The organism is Blautia marasmi (genome assembly GCF_900258535.1).
Classification (GTDB): Bacteria; Bacillota; Clostridia; order Lachnospirales; family Lachnospiraceae; genus Blautia; species Blautia hominis.
Window position 1 is genome coordinate 5,502,498 of sequence record NZ_OIWX01000001.1, and the last position, 20,623, is coordinate 5,523,120.

Sequence of the window (20,623 nt, forward strand, 5' to 3'; positions counted from 1 at the left end):
GGAGGATATGAAATGAAACAGATAACCAGCCACGCTGCCATTGAGGGCAGACACCTTATGAAAGATTTCTCCATGGGAGATACGGTCACAAGGGTACTGAACGATATCTCCCTGCGTGTAAACCGAGGGGAATTTGTATCCATTATGGGGCCGTCCGGCTCTGGAAAAAGCACACTGCTTTACATCCTTGGGGGACTGGACGCGCCTACCAGCGGCCATGTTTTTCTAAACGGAACGGACATCTCCGGTTTTGACGATGAAAAAATGAGCCGGATACGAAGACAAAAAATAGGGTTTGTCTTTCAGTTCTACAATCTCATCCCCAATCTGAACGTGGAAGAAAATATTATGCTGCCGCTGCTTCTGGACGGCAAAAAAACAAAAGATCACCGGGAACAGCTCAGCCGGATTCTGGAGGTCACCGGACTGTCAGACCGGCGCAGACATACCCCCAGGGAATTATCCGGCGGCCAGCAGCAGCGGGTAGCCATCGCCCGCGCACTGATCGGCAGTCCTGAAATCCTTTTTGCAGATGAACCTACGGGAAATCTGGACAGCAAAACAGGGACAGAGATCATGAACCTGCTCTGTGACATCAACCGCAGGAGCGGACAGACAATCATCATGGTGACCCATTCACCGGAGGCTGCCAAATGCAGTAGCCGCATGATCACCGTGCAGGATGGCGCCCTAATCTGACTGGACCGCTCTTGGCATAAAAGAGCAAAAAAAGTCAGGACATTTATTTTATATACTGTTATAATGGATGATATTTCGTAACCGTGAGGGCACGGAACAGTTACGATACTTCAAAAAGAAAGTGAGGAACATCATGTCTCATAAAGAAAAAATCATCATCCAGGGGCTGAAGCAGAATAACTTAAAAAATGTATCTTTAGAGATACCCAAAGAAAAAATCGTTGTCTTTACAGGTGTTTCGGGTTCCGGCAAGTCCAGTATTGTATTTGATACCATAGCAGCCGAAAGCCAGAGGCAGATGAATGAGACCTACACGGCATTTATCCGCGGCAGACTGCCCAAATACAAAAAACCGAGGGTGGATTTTATAGATAATCTCACCGCATCTGTCATTATAGACCAGTCGAGACTGGGCGGAAACGCCCGGTCCACAGTTGGGACTATCAGTGACATGTATTCGGCCCTGCGTCTGCTCTTTTCCCGGATCGGAGAACCTTACGTGGGGACAGCGTCCTACTTCTCCTTTAATGATCCCAACGGTATGTGTCCGGAATGCTCCGGTATCGGCAGAATCCTGGATTTGGATATGGATCAGGTTCTGGCTCCGGATAAAAGCTGGAATGAAAGTATGGTAGAACTTCCCGCATTCCATGCAGGGAATTGGTACTGGAAACAATATACCCAGAGCGGGCTGTTTGATCTGGATAAAAAATGGAAGGACTACTCTGAAAAAGAGAGAAATCTTCTGCTTTATGGCGCATATGAACGAGGCCAGGAACAGGTGAATAAAAAGATAGAGGGGATTTACAATCACCTGAACCGGCTTCTTATCAAACGGGATCTGTCAAACTCCAGTGACCGCTCCCTTCTCCGTCTGAAGAAACTGGTAAAAGAGCGGGAATGCCCTGTCTGCCGTGGAAAGCGGCTGAATAAAGCTGCACTCTCCTGCCGGGTGAACGGATACCGCATTGACGAAATGTGTGATATGGAATTCACAAAACTCTGCACTATCCTGCAGGAGATCACCAATCCCAGAGGGCAGACTATCGTCAACACCCTGACGTCTTCCCTAACCCGCATGATCGATATCGGACTGCCCTATCTCAGCATGAACCGGGAATCCACTACCCTGTCAGGAGGGGAGGCACAGCGTCTGAAACTGGTCCGCTATATGGGCAGCTCCCTCACAGGCATGACTTACATTTTTGATGAGCCGAGTACCGGAATGCATCCACGGGATGTCCACCGTATGACTAAACTGCTGCAGAGCCTGCGAAATAAAGGAAACACCGTCCTTGTGGTGGAGCATGACAAGGATGTTATCTCCATTGCGGATGAGGTGATCGATGTAGGTCCTCTGGCAGGCAGAAACGGCGGACAGATTTTGTATCAGGGCAGCTATGAAGGGCTGCTCCACTCTAAAACACTGACGGGGAACGCCATGCTGGAATATATCCCCATCAAGCCAAACCCCAGAAAAGCCAGCCAGTTCCTGCCGGTAAGAAACGCAGACATTCACAATCTGAAACAAGTCTCTGTTGATATCCCCACCAATGTGCTGACTGTTGTCACCGGTGTGGCCGGCTCCGGCAAGTCCAGCCTGATCCGCGATGTGTTTGCACAGCAGTATGCGGACCGGGTGGTCCTGGTGGACCAGTCTCCTATCACAGCCACCGGTCGTTCCACACCGGCAACGTTTTTGGGATTCTTTGACGATATCCGCAAACTGCTGGCAGCAGAAAACGCAGTGGACGCCTCCCTCTTTTCCTTTAACAGCAAAGGCGCCTGCCCTGCCTGCAAAGGAAAGGGGATTGTGGTAACAGAACTGGTCTTTATGGACCCTGTCACCACGGTGTGCGAAGTCTGTGAGGGCAGTCGGTACAGCGGAGAAGCATTGTCTTACCGGTTTAAAGGTAAAAATATTTTAGACATCCTGAACATGACTGCTGAGGAAGCTGCGGAATTCTTCCGGGAAAACAAAAAGATCCACAAACAACTTAGGGCCATGATTGAGGTGGGACTTTCCTATCTGACTCTCGGACAGCCTCTCTCCACACTCTCCGGAGGTGAACGCCAGAGGGTGAAACTGGCAAAATACCTGGACAAAAAAGGGAATATCTACCTTCTGGACGAGCCCACAACAGGACTGCACGCCTCAGATGTAAAAAATATCATGAGGCTTTTGGACGGATTTGTGAAGCGGGGCAGCACGGTCATTGTGATCGAACATAATCTGGATGTTATGAAACAGGCGGATCATATCATAGATGTGGGACCTGACGGCGGAACTGCCGGAGGCCGGGTGGTCTTTACCGGTACCCCTCAGGAAATGGCAGACAGCGCGGACACCATTACAGCCAGATACCTCCGAAAATCTTTGGAACATTGATCCTTTCATCTTTTCCTGAAAATGGTGATTGACCTTTCCCTTAGGGCAAGGTGTAAGATAAAGCAAGAAACACGAAAGGGAGGGCTGCCATTGTTAACTATCGGTGAATTTTCAAATATATGCAAGGTATCTGCTAAGACGCTCCGCTATTATGCGGAGATCGGGCTGATCCACCCTGAGCAGATCGATCCGGAAAACGGTTATCGCTATTATTCTATAGAGCAGCTGGAAACCATGCTGTTTATCAATCGTCTGAAATCCTATGATTTTTCTCTGGAGGAAATTAAAACCATACGAAACACAGAAGGATTACGGGACGAGGCACTTTGTCTGGCACTTATGAAAAAAGAAAAAGAAATCGAAAAACAGGTGCGGGAATACCAAAAGACACTGGAGCAGCTCAATCAGGATATCTCCAACTTAAAACAAGGAAACTCCATTATGTCTTATATGGAAAACATTAATATCCGGCTTACGGAAGTACCTGAAATGTATCTTTTATCTATTCGCAAAATGGTACACGAGTATGAATTTCCCGAAGAATATGGAAAGTGCTACGGACAATTATTTAAAAAGATAAAGGATAAAAGGCTGACGCCGACAGCTCCTCCCATGGTCCTCTTCCACAATAAAGAATTCAGCCCCTTTGGTCTGGATACGGAATTTGCTGTCCCGGTGAAGGAATACGCCACGGGAACCAGAGATTTCTGCCCCGGTCTGTGTATAAAGACCGTCCTGCACGGCTCCTACACAGAACTGCCCTCTGTATATGCCAAGCAGAGGGAATGGGCAGAAAAAGAGGGGTATGAAGGAAGCAGCCTTCTTTATGAAGTGTATATCACAGATCCCTCCCGGGCCGCATCGGAAAATGACCTGATCACCGAAATATATTATCCTGTCAAAAAGAAGACTTTATAAGTCCGGGGCAGAAAAACAAACCATTAAGGAGAACACCGAATGAATCAGGAAAAGATAACAGAACTGGAAAATGTCATAGACAAAGATTACAGCAATATTGCGGGCATGGTTGTCCTAAAAAACGGAGAAACTTTATATGAGAAGTATTTTAACGGATGCACGGCCGACTGCCGTATACATGTGTACTCCGTCACAAAAAGTATCCTTTCGGTCTTGATCGGAATTGCCATAGACCGGGGATATATCAAAAGTGTCAGTCAAAAAGTGCTGGATTTCTTCCCGGACTACACTGTGAAAAAAGGAGAAAAAACCATACAGGATATTACACTGGAACATCTGCTGACCATGACTGCGCCTTACAAATATAAGTCTGCGCCTTATATAAAATATTTTACCAGTGACAATTTCGTCAAATTCACGCTCGATCTGTTGGGAGGCCGGGGGCAGATCGGAGACTTTCGTTATACTCCCCTTATCGGACCCGATATCTTATCCGGCATCCTTGCCAATTCCACAGGCGGGTCTGTATTGGATCTCGCGTCAGAGAATTTATTTTCTCCCCTGGGAATTACCGTTGCGCGCAGTTTAACGTTTCAAAGTAAAGAGGAGCAGATGGCATTCAACACATCCACAGATTTAAGCGGCTGGGCCTCCGACCCGGCCGGGAACCATACAGGAGGCTGGGGACTTTCGCTCTCACCTGTGGATATGGCGAAAATAGGACAGTTATACTTAAATGGCGGAGTGTGGAACGGAAAACAGATCGTCTCAAAAAGCTGGATAGAGGAGAGCACAAAAGAACACAGCCGATGGGAAAAGTGCAATCTTCCCTATGGATATTTATGGTGGTTATCCGGGGATACGGAGCAGGGATTTTCTGCCATGGGAGATGGGGGAAATGTTATTTATGTGAATACGCACAGGGAGATGGTGGTTTCCATTGCTTCTCTTTTTGCGAAGAATGTTAAAGACCGGATCGCTTTTATCAAAGATTATGTGGAGCCTGCCTTTGACAAGGATCTCACTTGATCTTTATATGGATCATAAAAGGCTTTCTATGATGGATGTTATATCATAGAAAGCCTTATTTCGTGATCGGATTTTAGGTTCTGAGTAACACCCGCAGAGACCATTCCACATGGTCTGCCAGCGCTTTCTCCAATGCGTCTTCTTCCTTTTTCTCAAGGAGACGTAAAATCCTGAGATGCTGCGCCGTGCTTTCCTGCATATCATTCAGCGCGTAGAAAGATGATATCTGGAGCCTTTTAATATTTGCATTGATATTTGCCATAATATTTTTTACATACTGATTATCACATTTTTCAATGATCAGATCATGCAGCGCCCAGTCCATGTCTGTGAACATCTTTTTATCCACCCGCGCCCCTAATTCATCCAACACCCGGAGCTTTTGGAATATTTCTTCCATCTGCCCGAATTCCTCTTTTGTTATGTTATGTATAGCTGACTTGGATGCCAATATCTCAAGAGGTTTCCGGACGGCAAATAAATCCTTCGTCCCTTTCTCTGAAATCTCTGTCACATAGGCACCAATGCCGTTTTTTATCACTACCAAATCTTCGCTGGCAAGTATCCGAAGCGCTTCCCGGACAGGGGTCCGGCTCATATCCAGTTCTGCCGCGATTTGGGACTCACTGAGAATTTCTCCCGGCTTGATCGCACCACTGCATATGGAATCCTTTATCTTATCATAAGCTATCTCCGTACGATTTCTGGTACTTCCCTTCTTTACAAAATTACTGACTTCCATATTCCTCCACCTGCTTTTAGACTAGGATAAGTTTAGCATCATTTATGCTGCTCCGTCAAGCCGCATTCTTGACACACCATTTAATTTCCTCGTCATTATATGTGGAAATATGTCTGACTCCACTTTGCAATTTCATCCTGAACGATCTTATCCACTGCCGGATAAATGCTGCCGTCATCCCCACCGTAAGTGAGGCAGGGTATGAATCCTCCTTGGGGCACATATTCCTCACAGGCCCTTCTTACTTCCCGTCTTACAATATCCTCATTAAAGTCCGGCACATCGATCACCGCTGCATCCAGTCCGCCCATGAAAGCCATTTTCCCTTTGAGGTGCTCTTGCATCTTTGGGATATTATTCTCGGGAGTTACCCCCTGCCACACATCAATGCCAATCTCCGCCATATCTTCCGCTATGGTTTCACAGTAACAGTCTGCATGATGTACGACCAGTACCCCATTCTCTTTCAGATATCCGTAAATTTTTCTGTATCTCTCCTTAAAAAATTCTATCCATGTATCTCTGCTGACAAAAAGACTCTTCTTGGACCCCCAGTCATCATGAAAGAGGACTGCGTCCGGCTTACAGTTTTCCACCAGCATATGGCACCAGGTCAGTTTAAAGTCCATAATACAGTCAAGCAGTTCATGCATTGCCTCCGGTTCCTCCATCATGGCAATAAAAACATCCTCAAATCCCATTAAGGCATGGCACTGTTCAAACAGACCGGAAGCCATCATCGCCATTGTCAGCTTTCCCTCTTCCCGGATTCTCCGAGTATCTTCCCTGGCGCTGTTCCAGTCCATGGGAACCTTTCTAATGTCCGGTACTTTCACATATTCCTTCCATCTGCAGATGTCTTTGCATACTTTTGTTTCTTCATTGATCAAAGGCATAGAACCGGGTTCGTCCTCTCCCCAGTAAACTGTCACTCCCCATGGGTTTTTCTTTGTTTTTCCCCTTTCAGCCACAGACATGTATGCTGTAACAGGGTCCGATATAAAAGAAAACGCTTCCCATTCATTTATCAGCGCATCCGGCTTTCCATATCGGATCGTTTCCCAAAAATTTTCTCTGACCTTCATCTCGGCCTCCTCATATCATGATTTATTTTCCAGAATCAGGCAGGGGTTTTCTTCCACCTGCCCGAGCAGCGCGCGGGAAACCATTATCTCCTCCAGCTCGATCGTATTCTTGATCCTCACTATTTTGAGGTTATCTTTATTGGCATTTCTGAGAATTTTAACTGCTATCTTAACTGCTTCCTCCTCGTCTTTTGCTATAAGCGGAATTTTACAGTCATCCACACATTTTACTGCAATGGCATTCGCATACATGGCCTCATGATCCAACTGCGCAAAGACTTTTTTAGTGATAACATCAAATATCCCCAGCCCAATACCGTTCCCGTGGGAGGCAGGGGAAATATCCAGCAGGACCATTTTGTCTATCTTGGGGACCGGCAGGACAAACTCCTTGAGAATATAACTTTTCCCCAGAATATTAGGGTCAAAACCAGCTCCGGATATATCTTTGCCAATCTCCTCCACTATGAGGATATCAATCTCCGGGATCATCAAAACCGGCATCTTGTCCCTGGCCATTTTCACCAGTTCTTTTTCCCGTTCCACCAAAGTTTCCGCGGGAACAGCTTCGATCAGACAGGTTTCATCGTAAGCATTTTCTAAAACAGCGATTCCAAAAGCAACCGGTGCCTTTTCTAAAATCCATGCAGCAGCTTCCTTTATCACCTCTCCGAAAACGGAAAAATCAGCTTCATGGATCGCTGTGCACCCTCTGTGGTTCCCCAAACCGATGACAAGCATTTTACAGAGGCCGCTTTGTATATCAGACACGAAATCCGTATGTAATTTCACTCTGTTGACAGGTATGATCACATCCGCTTCCATAGCAGACTTATCAAAATACACCTTTCTCCCGCCTGATATCTCACCCAGGCACACAACATCCGTGGTGGTGATGATCGGAACATGCATGGCATCCTCTGTGATCCCATAGCCATACAAAACTTCCCTCTGTCCCTCTTCGGTTCCTCCCCCATGGCTGCCCATTGCCGAAACAATAAAGGGTATGGCTCCAAGTTTTTCCAGCTCTTCCAAAATCGTTTTTACGATCAGCGGAAGATTACGGATACCACGGCTCCCCACTGCCACAGCTGCCCGCATTCCTGGCTTTATTTTACCACTTATCTCTTCTCTTTGAAACTCTTTTCGTATTGCCGCCGCAATGTCCGGCAGAGTTTCTCTGCCGAACACCTGGCGGACTTTATAGAGAGGAGGGATCACTGTATTATAATCTTCAGGTAATAATAAAGGCATTTCCAACCTCGCTTTCTCTTGGGCTTCCTTAGCTCAGGAAGCCCAATGTAAACCATGGCACATAAGTGATCAGCATCAGCACCACCAGAAGCGATACCAAAAGACCACCTATCCGCTTCATCATGGCATCCATAGGCACCCCTGAGACGGCGGTTGCCATAAAGAGATTAATACCGTACGGCGGGGTGATAAATCCAATGGCCAGATTCATGGTCAGCATCACACCAAAGGTGATCGGGCTCATCCCAATCGCTTTTACTACCGGCAGCAAAATAGGTGCAAGGATAATGGTGGCCGGAATATTATCAATGACGCATCCCACGATCAAAAGCAGGATATTGATCATAAGCAGGATCACAAATTTATTGTGGCTGATCCCCAAAAATAATTCGGTCAGTCTGTTTGGGATTTGTTCTATGGTAAGAAAATAAGAAAATGCATTGGCAAATCCCATCATAAACAGTGTAATGCCGCAAAGATTCACAATCCCCAGAAATCCTTTATACAGGCCTTTCAGGTCCATCTCTTTGTATACAAACATACTGACAACGATACAGTAAACGACCGACACCACCGACGCTTCTGTCGGCGTAAAAATCCCTTTGTAAATTCCGCCCAATATGATGACCGGCATCAGCAGTGCCCAAAAGCCTTCTTTAAATGCCTTCCACACTTTTTTAAGTTCCGGACGCTTTGCATCACCTTTCCATCCATGTTTTCTGGAGGTGATGACGCACACGATGATCATGGCAATGCCCATCATGATCCCCGGCAATATGCCTGCTGTAAACAAGTCTTTTACGGACGCATTGACAGCCACACCGTAAATAACAAGAGGTACGGACGGCGGAATGATTACACCCACAGAGCCTGCGGCTGCCGCCAATGCCGCTGAAAAGTCTTTGTCATACCCCTTTTTCTCCATCTCCGGTATCATAAAAGACCCAATGGCAGAAGTTGTTGCCACAGCAGACCCTGAGACAGCTCCGAAAAACATACAGGCAATTGTTGTCACAATAGATAAGCCGCCTGTCAGCCATCCGAGAAGACTGTCCGCAAAATTCACAATCCTCTTTGCGATTCCCCCTGTAGCCATGAGATTTCCGGCGAGCATAAAAAACGGAACGGCCAAAAGAGTAAAGGAATCTGTCCCCGATAAGGAACTTTTAATAAATACCATGGGCGAATAATCCGTACAGATAAGAAAACTCAGTAAACCCGAAATTCCGATCGCATGTCCCACCGGAACACTTAAAAGCAGCAGGATAAAGAAACTGCCGAATAAAACTGCTATTTCCATCCTCTACTCCACCCCCTTTGCCTGTGATGTCTCCTGCACGGGAAGATGCCCGAAATGCATGATCTCATACACCACTCTGCAGGCAAGGCGGACAGCCACAGCCGCTGATCCGACCGGCAGAGAGATATATACGATCCACAAAGGGATCTGCAGACCGGTGGAAGTCATGCTTGTAGAGATCACGGTCTTCAGATACATGATCCCCTGCCAGATAAGAAATATGTAAAATACAAAGATCATGCCATTGATAAGTATTTCCAAAGCTTCTCTTGGTTTTTGCTTTAATTTGTTACTGAATATCTCAATCCTGATATGGTCATTATTTTTCGCCCCCACGCTGGCCCCCAGCCAAATCTGCCATATAAAAATATAGCGGACCAGCTCCTCGCTCCAGCTCAGGGAATTATTAAATATGTACCTCATAATAACCTGGATAAAAACCAGGATCACCATCAGGATCAGGGAATAAACAAGAAAATACTCCTCCATTTTATTCCATATCGTAACAAGAAATTTAGCCTTCTTCAAAAAACTTCCCCCTTTACTTCTGCCTGGGCTACTTGTTAAACTCCTGCGCCATATCAAAGATTTCAGTCCCCAGCTTTTCCTTGTATTCATCATACATGGGTTCTACCGCCTCTTTGAACTTCAAACGGTTCTCATCCGTAATTTTTGTAACCTCCATGCCTGCATCTTCAAGCTGTTTTAAATAAGATTCATACATTTCCAAACTCTTTTTTGTGACAAGTTCAGACTGCTGCTTGATCCCCTCGTCAATGATATTTTTGTATGCATCCGGCAGGCTGTTGTACCATTCCTCACTCATGGCAAGGCATCCGATGGATATGGTATGTTCCAGGTTGCTGTAATATTTCTGTACCTCATAATACTGAGAGGTATAGGTCAGGGACGGATCATTATCCTGTCCGTCTACTGTCTTGTTTTGGAGTGCTGTAAATAATTCTGAGAAGCTCATAGGTGTGGGATTTGCCCCCATAAGAGTAAATGCGGTAATATATACCGGACTTTCCATTACACGAATCTTCAGTCCCTTCATGTCATCCGGGGATTCTACCGAGCGCACACTGTTGCTGAGCCCTCTGTATCCGCCAAAATAATAGGTGCTGCCAATACGGATCCCTGTTCCCTCCAGCATTTTGTCGAACTCGTCGCCCAGTTTGCCTTCATTTACTGCCTTTAATTCCGATTCGTAATCATCAAACAAAAACGGCATATCCAGAATACCGAATTTTTCATCGTATGTAGTCAGCACAGAAATGGCCGGATTACAGACCTGGATCGTATTCATGGCACAGCCTTCCAGCATCTCGGTATCCCCTCCCAGCGCTCCGTTGGGATAATGGTCCACTTTGATCTTGCCTCCGGATGCCTCCTCCACATATTCAATAAATTTTGCCTCTCCGTCTGCCTGGGTAGTACCGCTCTCGGGTCCTATGCTGGCAAATTTTATAGTGATGGGATCCAGACCGTCAAGCTCTGCGTTTGCCTCCTGGCCTTCCTTTTGTGTACTGTCCTCTTTTTGTTCCTGTTTTGTATCCGATGTTCCTTCTTTTTTACCATCACTGCCGGAGCTTCCGCATCCATAGAGAGACGTGACACAAAGTGCACAAGCCAATAAAACCGCTAATTTTTTCATCTCTTATCCTCCTTGCGCATTCCGCGCAGAAACTTTAATCTAAGATTTCTATGATACCTGCATCGGCATTGATCCGAATGTGGTCCCCTGACTTTACTGTCTCATAGAACGCTTCCTCCACTTTATCCACCATTGGGATATCCATGATAATGGCACTGGAGACAAGAACCGTCTCCGGATAACGGATGATCATTCCTTTTGGCGCATTATCCTTTTTATTAAGCTGAAACAGTCCGTCCGCCTGCACCACGGAACTGCCTTTTCCGCTTGGGAAGATCAAAATCTTCTTCGCTATACTCTGTCCTTCCAGTGCATGGGCCGGCTCAATGACTTTTCCTGTATCCGGCTCAATCAGATAAAACATAATATTATCGCCTGATACTAATGCTTCCCCTTCCACAATCCCCTCTGAGATCTTATGACATCTGAATTTCTTTTCCATCAGACCACCTCCCCGTTCAGTGCTGCATCAATGCATGTGTCCAGATCACGTATGACAAAATTAATCCCTCTGCGCTTGGGATAATATGCACACTTGGGTGATTCCGTCACACCTGTTTTTCCCTGTAAATGTTTCCAGCAGGGCTGATCCGGACAGGAATCCGGCACAATATAGCCCCCTGCGGCCTCAATCACCTCCGTAATGCCCATTCTGTCAGCCAGTTCTTTTACATGATAAGAAGTGAGGATCCACATTTCTTTTTTCAATTTCCTGCCCTTTAATCTCCCGGCAATGTGCTGAGTCTGTTCCAAAGTAAAATGCGGACATCCAAACATTGCAAAATCAATTTCTCTGCTGCCTTTTGCCGAAATCTCCTCCAATATCTCCTCCAAATCTTCATTGGTGATAGTCACCTTACGCTCCGGTTCCTTTCCCCCAAAGGCCTGTTCCAAGGTCTGCGCTTCCGGTGTACAACCCACAATATGATACATCCCATACGCACCGGATGTATTGAGCTGTGCGCCCAGATTTGTCAGTGCTTCCTTCCCTATGTGCTTTGGAAGCCCGGTAAATACCGGAATCCCGCTTCCGATCTTCCGCCCGCAGTATCCGAGAAGATGATACTCAAAATCGGACTTCATATCCGCTTTTACTTCCACCAGAATATTTCCCTTTCTGTTCTCATCAAGAAGTAATCCGTACTCCGGTACATAGCCTGTGATCGCGGCACATAGTGCACTGTTTGCCCCCTCCCTGTTGCTTCTGGCCCCCCAGACAGAATTTACATACGGTGTTGCGCTGGATTCTGAAAAAGCCACAACTTCACCGAAATTAGGAACATTGGTGGCAACATAAGGCGTGCAGTTATAGGAAAGCGTCGCACCTAACCCCTTGTAGGCATTGTGTGTCCTCTGCATAAAGTCAGCATCCTCCTCTGACACCATATTCCGTTCCTTAAAGAATGAAATACAAAAACCGGGGTTTACCGTCGGCGAGACCCTGCAGTATGCTCCTGCATTCAGCAGCTTCTCCGCAAACCACAAATCTGCGTCCTGATTGGACAAAGCTACATGTGCCCTCGTTATGGGCACCATCCGAGGGGCATCAAAGGATTCCCCGATTGCCACCTGGATCTTCATTGCATATGCTGTACCCTCCCCATACTTTCCGTCCAGCATATTCTGTTGTTCCTGCGTTAACTCCATAATATTCCTCCTTCCGCATATCACCTGTATACAGTTATTATATTTCTTGTATTCAGTATTGTCAATGACATTTCTCATATTTTTCGACATTTTTTCGACGGCAGTATTATTGGCAGTAACTCTCAGAGATATAAATTTATGTTACTATTCACAGCCCTGCAAAAAAACGCAGTTCTGTAAACAGTAACACGCTTCGCGATGCACAGATATGGAGCATTCTGCCCCATATCGCGCTGGCTGCCTCGGGATTTTCATGCGCAAGCGCATAAAAACACCTCGCGGGATAACAGCCGTGAATAGTAACAAATTTATACAGGTACCTTAAAAAAAGTTCTTGACATTTTTCACAGGTACCTGTATAATACGATTATCAGGTACCTGTGAAATTCAAGAAAGGAGAACCCACTATGTCTGATATGATAAACAACAAAGAATTATTTAAAAAACTGGAACGCCTCCAATGGCTCCTCCATCGCCAGCACCAGCAGCTCCATGCAGCCCGCGGCCCTTTTGCAGACCCTACCAGGGGACAGGGGCGGGTACTGGCTATCCTGAAGATGCAGCCGGAAATCAGCACAAAAGATTTATCCTACCTGCTGGATATCCGCCAGCAGTCTCTGAGCGAACTGCTGAACAAACTGGAAAAAGCCGGCTATATTACCAGAACCCCAAAGGAAACAGACCGACGTGTTATGATCGTGAAGCTCACGGAAAAGGGAAGGGATGCCCGGCAGGAACCGCCGGATTCGCCGGATTTATTTGACTGTCTCTCAGAGGAGGAACAGGATGCATTCAGCAGCTATTTAAGCCGGATCATTGCCAGTTTGGAGACCATGCTTGGAACAGATGACAGAGAGGATATGGAGCAATGGATGGAACAGGCACGCTCCCGAATGGGCGAGGATGCATTTGAACATCTTATGGCCATGCGGAGCAGAAGTTTTTCAAGATCCCGAAGTGACCGGACCCGCAGTGAACGGGAAGAACGTCCTGGGCGCGGGCGCCGCCCCGGCAGATCGGATGAAACACGCAGATAGCTGTATTTGCTGCAGCAGCCCTCATTGCAAAGGAAGGAGGAAAACCAATGAAAGAAAAATCTTGTACAGTAAGCCGCGATGTTGTGGGAAAACGATCCGGAATCGCCGGATTGCTGGGAAATTTAATATTAGTCATAATAAAAGGGATCGCCGGACTCTTAAGCGGCAGCGTTGCGATCACTGCTGATGCCCTGAATAACCTTACAGACTGTGCGTCCTCTCTTCTAACGCTTCTGGGTTTCTCACTGGCAGCAAGGGATAAAGACACGAAACACCCCTATGGACATGGACGGATGGAATATATCTGCGGTTTCGTTATTTCTATTTTGATTCTGTTTACCGGTATTTCCGTAGGAATTGACGCCTGTAAGCAGCTGTTAAACCCCAGGCATGTGACCGTAACCGGCCTCACGCTGGCAGTTTTATGCATCAGTATCCTGGGCAAGATCTGTATGGCATGGTATGTGAGGCACCTGAATCAAAAGGTTTCCTCCCCCACCCTGAAGGCTGTTTGGGAAGATAATCTTTCTGATGCACTTGTCACTGCAGTTACCTTTATCGGAATCCTTGCGGTTCCTTATGTACAGATTTCTGCGGATGGTATTTTAGGTATCCTTGTATGTATTGTGATCCTAAAATCAGGATTTACTTCTTTTAGCGAAAATATGGTCCTGCTTTTGGGGGAAGGCGCTGACCCGGCTACCAAAGACGAGATCATGAGGATTGTGACCGCATACTTTCCTGCCAAATCAGTAAAAGAAATCTCGCTCCACGATTACGGCCCCGAAAATAAACTGGTCTTCATTCAGCTTGCTTCTCCCCCGGAGGACGAAACAGACCATTTATCCCGGAACTTCTCCTGTATCAAAACGGAAATCAAACAAAAACTGCAGATTGACGCCACGATCTACTGGGCACTCCCGGAAACTGTGAATTGAGGTAAGAATATGTGTAAAACAGTCTCTATTGACCATTATCTGAAAACAATTTATATCATCCAGCACGAAAAAGGGTTTGTGAGAAATATTGATATTGCCGCTGCACTTGGCTATACCAAACCAAGCGTAACAAGAGCGGTCACTGTTTTGAAGGAGATGGAATATATTACCGTAACCGGTCATGAAATCCGGCTGACCGCAAACGGTCAAAAAGAGGCTTTAAAACTCCTGGAAAAATACAAAACCATCTGCGATTTTCTGAAATCCCTCGGTGTATCAGATGCGTCAGCCTCCCATGATGCCTGTGAAATGGAGCACCACATCAGCGATGAAACTTACCGGCACCTAAAACAAATTTTTGCTGCAGACACCCTCTCTTCCACTTCTCTCACCAAATCTCCTATACAGCATTAAAAACTTCCAACTTGTAAGCAGAAAAATTGGCTGTATAAAATTAACTGCAATTGGTTGTTGATATACAGCCGATTTCCATCTATACTATTCATTGGACCGAACCAAATGGAGGAGCCAATGAGAATTCAAATAGACAAATCAATAAAGACACCCCTTTACAAACAGATTGCGGAACAGATACAGTCTCAGATCATATCCGGTGAGATTCCCGATGGTTTTCAATTCCCATCGGAACGCCAGTTAGCCGATACACTGGGTGTAAACCGCACAACTGTGCTGAACGCATATAAAGAATTAAAGGCCGACGGGCTGCTCACCTCCCACGTGGGAAGGGGAACCATTGCTGTCAAAGAGGCAGCACCTGCAGTCCGCAAAACAGATTCCCGTAAAGAACCCATGTGGGAGTATCTGTTCAGTGATTATCTGAAGAACCGTGATACCTTTGATGTGAATAAATATCTGGAAATGGCAAACCAAAAGGATGTCATATCCTTTGCGGCCGGAATCGCCTCCTTTGAAAATCCTCCGATCCAGGCATTCAAAGGAATGGAGCAGGACTTACTGTCCAATCCCAAAGGACTGCTTGTCTCTCCTGTGGCAGGTTTTTCCTCCCTGCGAAAGGTCATGGCGTCCTATATGCAAAAGCGCTCCTGCTTCTGCCACCCTTCCGAGATCATGATCGTTTCCGGTGCACAGGAGGGCATTGACCTGGCAGCCCGGGCTTTTGTCAATCCGGGGGATATTGTGCTGATCGAAGAGCCGTCCTTTTTCCCTGCAATACAGAGCTTCCGGGCTATGGGTGCCAGACTTATGGCAGTACCCATGGAAAATGATGGGATGGACATGAAAATACTGGAACAGCTTTTGATCCGGTATCACCCCAAATTAATCTACACCATGCCCACATACCATAATCCCTGCGGTGTATGCATGAGCACTGCCAAGAGGATCCGGCTTCTGGAATTGGCCGGCAAATATGCCATACCAATTCTGGAGGATGACCCATACAGTGAACTGAGTTTTGAGGGACAGACCACTGCTCCTTTGAAAACAATGGATAAGAACGGGAATGTCATCTATCTCAGTTCTTTTTCCAAAACCATCTATCCCGGTCTGCGCCTGGGCTGGATCTGCGCGGATAAAAAACTGATCCATCACTTTTCCAGTATCCGGCAGCTTGTAGATCTGCATTCCTGCTGTATATCACAGCAGATTGTGGAACGGTTTATTGTAAATGGCGAGATGGAAAAATATGTGGAGTTCATACGCAGGGAGTACCGGGAAAGAAGAGATATGATGGTGGATGCCCTGAAACAGTATGCTCCTTTTGGCTTGTCCTTTGCTATACCGGACGGCGGGTATTACCTGTGGTGCAGGCTCCCGGACGGCCTGTCAGCAGATCTGCTGGCTTCGCAGGCTGCCAAAAACGGAGTCGCCATTCTACCCGGAATGCCCGCATATCTGACAAAACAAAAAGGGGAGAGCTATATCCGCTTAAACTTTACCTTTCCTCCAAAGGATAAAATTGTTTATGGCATCAAAATTTTATGTGACGTGATAAAAAAACTGCTCATGGCTCATCAGGAGGACGAACCATGGAATGACAATGAAATAAACCCTATATTATAAATATGTAAAGGAGTTTTCTCATGGAATACAAATATGCGAAAAGAATGTCATCTGTTACCGCTTCCGAGATCAGGGAGCTTTTGAAACTCACAGAGCAGCCGGAAGTCATTTCCTTTGCTGGAGGGCTGCCGGCCCCTGAACTTTTCCCCATAGAGGAGATCAAGGCTGTCAATACTTATGTTCTGGACCATAACGGGGAACACGCGTTGCAATACGCCACAACGGAAGGTCATCAGCCTCTCAGGGAATGGATCGCCATGCGGATGAATGCGCGGCTCGGCACATCTTTCTGCGATGAAAATATTTTGATCACCCACGGCTCCCAGCAGGCCCTTGACCTATCCGGAAAAGTTTTCTTGGACGAAGGGGATGTGGTGTTGTGTGAAAGCCCCACTTATCTGGCTGCCCTCAGCGCTTTTAAAGCATATAGCTGTAAATTCGCAGAAATTCCTACAGATGAAAATGGCATGATCATGTCCGAACTGGAAAAAGCTTTGGAAAAATATCCGACAGCAAAGCTGATCTATGTGATCCCTGATTTCCAGAATCCCACAGGAAGAACCTGGAGCCTGGAACGCAGACAACAGCTTGCAGAGATTTCCGCTAGATATCATGTGGCGGTTTTAGAAGACAATCCCTATGGGGAGCTTAGATATGAGGGCGATTTCCTGCCGTCCGTAAAGTCCCTTGACCGGGCAGGCAATGTTCTCTGTACAGGGACCTTTTCAAAGATCTTCTGCCCCGGCTACCGGATTGGATGGATTGCCGGAGAAAAAGAAGTCATCCATAAATATGTTCTTGTAAAACAGGGTGTAGACCTGCAGTGTAATACCATAGCTCAGATGGTAATTTCCGCTTATCTGGAAAAATACGATATTGATGTCCATATTGATAAAATACGTGAGGTATACCGGAAACGGCGTGACACAGCTATTGAAGCCATCCGCAGCGCTTTTCCTTCGGACATTAAGTTTACAAAGCCTGAAGGAGGACTTTTTCTCTGGATTGAGCTGGATGAAAAAATTGACACTACCAGGCTGCTCGAAAAGTGTCTGGAACACAACGTTGCATTTGTTCCCGGAACATCCTTTTTTCCAAACACAAAGAAATGCAACACTCTCAGGATAAACTTTTCTAATATGCCGGAAGATAAAATATCGGAAGGTATTATGCGCATAGGCAGAGCCTTGAATGAATTCACAGAATAGATGAAAATCTGATTCCTGCTAAAAAGGAAAGCAGTCATAAACAGCCGCTTTCCTTCTTTTTCAATATGTAATCTCTCTTCTTATTCCCGATCAATAAGTGAGGCCGTCTTCCCTTCTTCTGTAAGCATGACCGCGCCTCTTTCCACAATTGGCCGGGTATCCGGGATTTCTTTGTATTTTGAAAGAAACGTCCGAAAAATATCACCCTGCTCCAGAGAACGATACATGTACAACCGCTTTTTTGACGAGAAGTCCGCTTTTAGCAATCCAAGCTGATACAGATAGTTTAAGTTCTCTTCCGACTCCTTTACTTCCTTCTCTGTCTCCGTTCCACTGCATACATAAAACATATTTTTATATACCTGTACATGGATATGACTTGTCTCATACAATACAATAAGACGATATACGGGCAGCCATCTTATTTTCTGAAGATAGGTCAGCAGCAATGCCTGCTCCTTTGAAAGAACGGCCTCTTTGTAGATGTAATTGCAATTCCAATAAGCAAAGTCATCAGATTTATAGCGGCAAATAAAATCATTATTTTTCAACATATTATTTTCATATTCTGCCATATTCAATTACACCCCTTTTCCTGAATACACGATGTATTTTAATTCATTTTTTCATCTCAATTATAACATTATATAATTTTTTATGTCCACTAAATTATTGCATAAACCATATTTTTTCTCACAAAGGCAGTATTTTTGTTTATTTTAATAAATATTCAATTTTAACTATACATCCTTTAGAAATACTTTAGCTTTATATCCTATTATTCTTTAGAAGATCAGCGTACATTTAATAAATGGGAGGTGTAAAGATTGAGAAGGTATTTTAAACTGTTTTGTTTTATATTTTGTTCTATATTATGTACAATACTTCTGACTTCCTGCACAGGAACACTTTTTGACGGCAGCAGGACCGGAAACGAAAATCAGCTCATTATGAGCTACCGAATCTTCAATACAACGGATTCACAACTGCTGGAACTGGAAAAAGGAGATGTGATAGATGCGGAGATCATATGCGATTCCGGCAGACTGTGGATCAAGATCCAAAAAGATCATGAGACACCTGTATATGCAGCGGAAAAAATCCTGACATCCAATTCCTTTCAGGTCCCTATTGAAGAAAGCGGTACATATAAAATCACTGTGACGGGGGAAAAGGCAAAAGGAAGTGTTAGCTTTAAGCGGATCGAGGGCTGATAAAACAGCCACACCATTTGATAACAAATAGGTGTGGCTATTCCGTTTTAGTGTACGCCTATTGCAGTATCATTGCACAAAAAATTCCGCGAAATAATACTGAAATCTCAATCATATGCGCAAATGCTTTTTCTGTTCTCTGTGACGCATATAAATAATTCCGGTAATATCTGCCAAGAACCAGCCAATCGGTATGGCCCACCAGATTCCGGCAACCCCTATGGCCTCTACCGGGGCTAAAATATAAGCAAGAATCACCCTGGTGCCCAGGGATATGATAGTTAAGACCAACGACATTTCAGGCAGATTGATTCCTCTATAATATCCATAAAGCAAAAACAAAATCCCAATTCCTATGTAAAATGTGCCCTCGATCCGCAGGTAACCCATTCCGATACTTATGATCTCCGTATCAGACGGTGAGACAAATAACAGCATAAGCTCCTTTGCAAGAAGAAACACAAGTACGGAGATCACTGCGCAGAACACTGCGGAAACTGCAAAAGCCTGCCTGGTACCTTTCCGGATCCTGTCTTCTTTCCCGGCGCCGTGATTCTGGGATATGAACAGGGAAAACGCATTCCCAAATTCCTGTGCAGGCATATAGGCAAAAGAATCTATCTTGACTGCCGCTGTAAAGGCAGCCATAACTGCAACGCCGAAACTGTTTACCAGCCCCTGTATCATCAGTATACCCAGATTCATTACCGACTGCTGGATAGATGCCGCGAATGAAAATCTTGTAATCTCCTTCATGGACTCCCTTGTCAGAGAGACACGATGTTTTCCAAACAGCCGAATCCTGAACGCCGGTTCCTTCACCCACACATATATGGAAATACCAATCCCGGATATGGCCTGTGATATTACAGTCGCCTGTGCTGCACCTCCGATCCCCCATTGAAAGGTCACCACAAATATGATATCAAGGACAACATTCAAAACCGAGGTTGTTCCCAAAAAAACAAGCGGAATGACAGAATTACCGATAGACCTCAGAAGATAAGCATAATAATTATAGAGAAACACGAAAAATATACCGGCAAAAATTATTATCACATACTCGTGAGACATGGCTAATATTTCTGTTGGTATCTGCAGTATCCGCAAAATTTGATCAATGAATACAAACACCAGCACATTGATAACTACTGTGACAACGCCTATCAGCAGAAATGACCCCTGTACACATACCTCCATCTTTACCTTGTCCTGTTTTCCGAAATAAAAGGATACCAGAGAGCCGCTGCCCATACATAATCCAATTAGTATGGAAGTCAAAAAAGTCATCAGCGTATAAGCCGCTCCCACAGAAGCCATGGCATCAGCCCCTACAAATCTGCCTACGATCAGTGTATCCGCTATGTTATAAAATTGCTGCAGAAGATTTCCGATGATCATAGGGCCTGCAAATATCAGCATAGTCTTAATAATATTTCCTGTTGTCAAATCCCTCTTCATTA

The 20,623-nt window shown here is 45.5% G+C and carries 20 protein-coding genes; 10 read left to right on the forward strand and 10 right to left on the reverse strand.

The window, feature by feature from the left end; all coding sequences use genetic code 11:
- The first annotated feature begins 12 nt into the window (after positions 1–12).
- The 4 genes from C6P39_RS24220 to C6P39_RS24235 all read left to right on the forward strand — a co-directional run bounded on the left by C6P39_RS24220 (position 13) and on the right by C6P39_RS24235 (position 5,035).
- Positions 13–699, forward strand: a complete 687-nt coding sequence (locus tag C6P39_RS24220; RefSeq protein ID WP_104805477.1) for an ABC transporter ATP-binding protein — start codon at positions 13–15, stop codon at positions 697–699.
- Between the two features lie 133 nt (positions 700–832).
- Entirely contained in the window at positions 833–3,088 is a 2,256-nt protein-coding gene (locus C6P39_RS24225; RefSeq protein WP_104805478.1) for an ATP-binding cassette domain-containing protein, read from the forward strand.
- A 90-nt stretch (positions 3,089–3,178) separates the two neighbouring features.
- Positions 3,179–4,006, forward strand: coding sequence for a MerR family transcriptional regulator (locus C6P39_RS24230; protein ID WP_104805479.1), 828 nt, complete (start codon positions 3,179–3,181; stop codon positions 4,004–4,006).
- Between the two features lie 39 nt (positions 4,007–4,045).
- Positions 4,046–5,035 (forward strand): serine hydrolase domain-containing protein, encoded by a 990-nt coding sequence (locus C6P39_RS24235; protein WP_104805480.1) that lies wholly within the window; start codon positions 4,046–4,048, stop codon positions 5,033–5,035.
- A gap of 73 nt (positions 5,036–5,108) precedes the next feature.
- Here C6P39_RS24235 and C6P39_RS24240 read toward each other — a convergent pair whose 3' ends face one another.
- From C6P39_RS24240 to C6P39_RS24275, 8 genes are all read right to left on the reverse strand, one after another.
- Positions 5,109–5,777, reverse strand: a complete 669-nt coding sequence (locus C6P39_RS24240; protein WP_104805481.1) for a GntR family transcriptional regulator — start codon at positions 5,775–5,777, stop codon at positions 5,109–5,111.
- A 95-nt stretch (positions 5,778–5,872) separates the two neighbouring features.
- Entirely contained in the window at positions 5,873–6,862 is a 990-nt protein-coding gene (locus C6P39_RS24245; protein WP_242987128.1) for a uroporphyrinogen decarboxylase family protein, read from the reverse strand.
- Positions 6,863–6,877: 15 nt separating this feature from the next.
- Positions 6,878–8,116 carry a nickel pincer cofactor-dependent isomerase, group 22 gene (locus C6P39_RS24250; protein WP_104806040.1) on the reverse strand — a complete coding sequence of 413 codons (1,239 nt, stop codon included), beginning with the start codon at positions 8,114–8,116 and terminating at the stop codon, positions 6,878–6,880.
- A gap of 28 nt (positions 8,117–8,144) precedes the next feature.
- Positions 8,145–9,416 carry a TRAP transporter large permease gene (locus C6P39_RS24255; RefSeq protein WP_095172930.1) on the reverse strand — a complete coding sequence of 424 codons (1,272 nt, stop codon included), beginning with the start codon at positions 9,414–9,416 and terminating at the stop codon, positions 8,145–8,147.
- Between the two features lie 3 nt (positions 9,417–9,419).
- Complete coding sequence (locus C6P39_RS24260) at positions 9,420–9,944, reverse strand: TRAP transporter small permease (RefSeq protein WP_158661684.1); 525 nt, start codon at positions 9,942–9,944, stop codon at positions 9,420–9,422.
- 28 nt (positions 9,945–9,972) lie between these two features.
- Positions 9,973–11,073: a TRAP transporter substrate-binding protein gene (locus C6P39_RS24265; RefSeq protein ID WP_104805482.1), complete on the reverse strand. Its 1,101-nt coding sequence runs from the start codon at positions 11,071–11,073 to the stop codon at positions 9,973–9,975.
- Between the two features lie 34 nt (positions 11,074–11,107).
- Complete coding sequence (locus tag C6P39_RS24270; RefSeq protein ID WP_095172927.1) at positions 11,108–11,515, reverse strand: aconitase X swivel domain-containing protein; 408 nt, start codon at positions 11,513–11,515, stop codon at positions 11,108–11,110.
- Entirely contained in the window at positions 11,515–12,720 is a 1,206-nt protein-coding gene (locus C6P39_RS24275; RefSeq protein ID WP_104805483.1) for an aconitase X catalytic domain-containing protein, read from the reverse strand. Before C6P39_RS24275 ends, C6P39_RS24270 begins: the two co-directional genes overlap by 1 nt.
- 407 nt (positions 12,721–13,127) lie before the next feature.
- Between C6P39_RS24275 and C6P39_RS24280 the strand changes: the two genes are divergently transcribed.
- The 5 genes from C6P39_RS24280 to C6P39_RS24300 all read left to right on the forward strand — a co-directional run bounded on the left by C6P39_RS24280 (position 13,128) and on the right by C6P39_RS24300 (position 17,946).
- The gene (locus tag C6P39_RS24280; RefSeq protein ID WP_242987129.1) at positions 13,128–13,757 is read left to right on the forward strand and encodes a MarR family winged helix-turn-helix transcriptional regulator; all 630 of its coding nucleotides are present in this window, start codon (positions 13,128–13,130) and stop codon (positions 13,755–13,757) included.
- 47 nt (positions 13,758–13,804) lie between these two features.
- Positions 13,805–14,695, forward strand: a complete 891-nt coding sequence (locus tag C6P39_RS24285; RefSeq protein ID WP_104805484.1) for a cation diffusion facilitator family transporter — start codon at positions 13,805–13,807, stop codon at positions 14,693–14,695.
- Between the two features lie 9 nt (positions 14,696–14,704).
- Entirely contained in the window at positions 14,705–15,109 is a 405-nt protein-coding gene (locus tag C6P39_RS24290) for a metal-dependent transcriptional regulator (protein WP_095172924.1), read from the forward strand.
- Between the two features lie 117 nt (positions 15,110–15,226).
- The gene (gene pdxR, locus C6P39_RS24295) at positions 15,227–16,738 is read left to right on the forward strand and encodes a MocR-like pyridoxine biosynthesis transcription factor PdxR (RefSeq protein WP_104805485.1); all 1,512 of its coding nucleotides are present in this window, start codon (positions 15,227–15,229) and stop codon (positions 16,736–16,738) included.
- Positions 16,739–16,758: 20 nt separating this feature from the next.
- Positions 16,759–17,946, forward strand: coding sequence for an aminotransferase-like domain-containing protein (locus C6P39_RS24300; RefSeq protein WP_104805486.1), 1,188 nt, complete (start codon positions 16,759–16,761; stop codon positions 17,944–17,946).
- 80 nt (positions 17,947–18,026) lie between these two features.
- Here C6P39_RS24300 and C6P39_RS24305 read toward each other — a convergent pair whose 3' ends face one another.
- The gene (locus C6P39_RS24305) at positions 18,027–18,521 is read right to left on the reverse strand and encodes a hypothetical protein (RefSeq protein WP_104805487.1); all 495 of its coding nucleotides are present in this window, start codon (positions 18,519–18,521) and stop codon (positions 18,027–18,029) included.
- 252 nt (positions 18,522–18,773) lie between these two features.
- On the opposite strand from C6P39_RS24305, the gene C6P39_RS24310 reads away from it, so the two are divergent.
- Positions 18,774–19,160: a hypothetical protein gene (locus C6P39_RS24310; RefSeq protein WP_242987131.1), complete on the forward strand. Its 387-nt coding sequence runs from the start codon at positions 18,774–18,776 to the stop codon at positions 19,158–19,160.
- 111 nt (positions 19,161–19,271) lie between these two features.
- Here C6P39_RS24310 and C6P39_RS24315 read toward each other — a convergent pair whose 3' ends face one another.
- Positions 19,272–20,621 (reverse strand): MATE family efflux transporter, encoded by a 1,350-nt coding sequence (locus tag C6P39_RS24315; RefSeq protein WP_104805488.1) that lies wholly within the window; start codon positions 20,619–20,621, stop codon positions 19,272–19,274.
- Positions 20,622–20,623: the final 2 nt, after the last annotated feature.

Coding starts and splice junctions, on each gene's coding strand:
- C6P39_RS24220 (WP_104805477.1), top strand. CDS start 13: ATGAAACAGATAACCAGCCACGCTGCCATTGAGGGCAGACACCTTATG.
- C6P39_RS24225 (WP_104805478.1), top strand. CDS start 833: ATGTCTCATAAAGAAAAAATCATCATCCAGGGGCTGAAGCAGAATAAC.
- C6P39_RS24235 (WP_104805480.1), top strand. CDS start 4,046: ATGAATCAGGAAAAGATAACAGAACTGGAAAATGTCATAGACAAAGAT.
- C6P39_RS24240 (WP_104805481.1), bottom strand. CDS start 5,777: ATGGAAGTCAGTAATTTTGTAAAGAAGGGAAGTACCAGAAATCGTACG.
- C6P39_RS24245 (WP_242987128.1), bottom strand. CDS start 6,862: ATGAAGGTCAGAGAAAATTTTTGGGAAACGATCCGATATGGAAAGCCG.
- C6P39_RS24250 (WP_104806040.1), bottom strand. CDS start 8,116: ATGCCTTTATTATTACCTGAAGATTATAATACAGTGATCCCTCCTCTC.
- C6P39_RS24255 (WP_095172930.1), bottom strand. CDS start 9,416: ATGGAAATAGCAGTTTTATTCGGCAGTTTCTTTATCCTGCTGCTTTTA.
- C6P39_RS24265 (WP_104805482.1), bottom strand. CDS start 11,073: ATGAAAAAATTAGCGGTTTTATTGGCTTGTGCACTTTGTGTCACGTCT.
- C6P39_RS24270 (WP_095172927.1), bottom strand. CDS start 11,515: ATGGAAAAGAAATTCAGATGTCATAAGATCTCAGAGGGGATTGTGGAA.
- C6P39_RS24275 (WP_104805483.1), bottom strand. CDS start 12,720: ATGGAGTTAACGCAGGAACAACAGAATATGCTGGACGGAAAGTATGGG.
- C6P39_RS24280 (WP_242987129.1), top strand. CDS start 13,128: ATGTCTGATATGATAAACAACAAAGAATTATTTAAAAAACTGGAACGC.
- C6P39_RS24285 (WP_104805484.1), top strand. CDS start 13,805: ATGAAAGAAAAATCTTGTACAGTAAGCCGCGATGTTGTGGGAAAACGA.
- C6P39_RS24290 (WP_095172924.1), top strand. CDS start 14,705: ATGTGTAAAACAGTCTCTATTGACCATTATCTGAAAACAATTTATATC.
- pdxR (WP_104805485.1), top strand. CDS start 15,227: ATGAGAATTCAAATAGACAAATCAATAAAGACACCCCTTTACAAACAG.
- C6P39_RS24300 (WP_104805486.1), top strand. CDS start 16,759: ATGGAATACAAATATGCGAAAAGAATGTCATCTGTTACCGCTTCCGAG.
- C6P39_RS24305 (WP_104805487.1), bottom strand. CDS start 18,521: ATGGCAGAATATGAAAATAATATGTTGAAAAATAATGATTTTATTTGC.
- C6P39_RS24315 (WP_104805488.1), bottom strand. CDS start 20,621: ATGAAGAGGGATTTGACAACAGGAAATATTATTAAGACTATGCTGATA.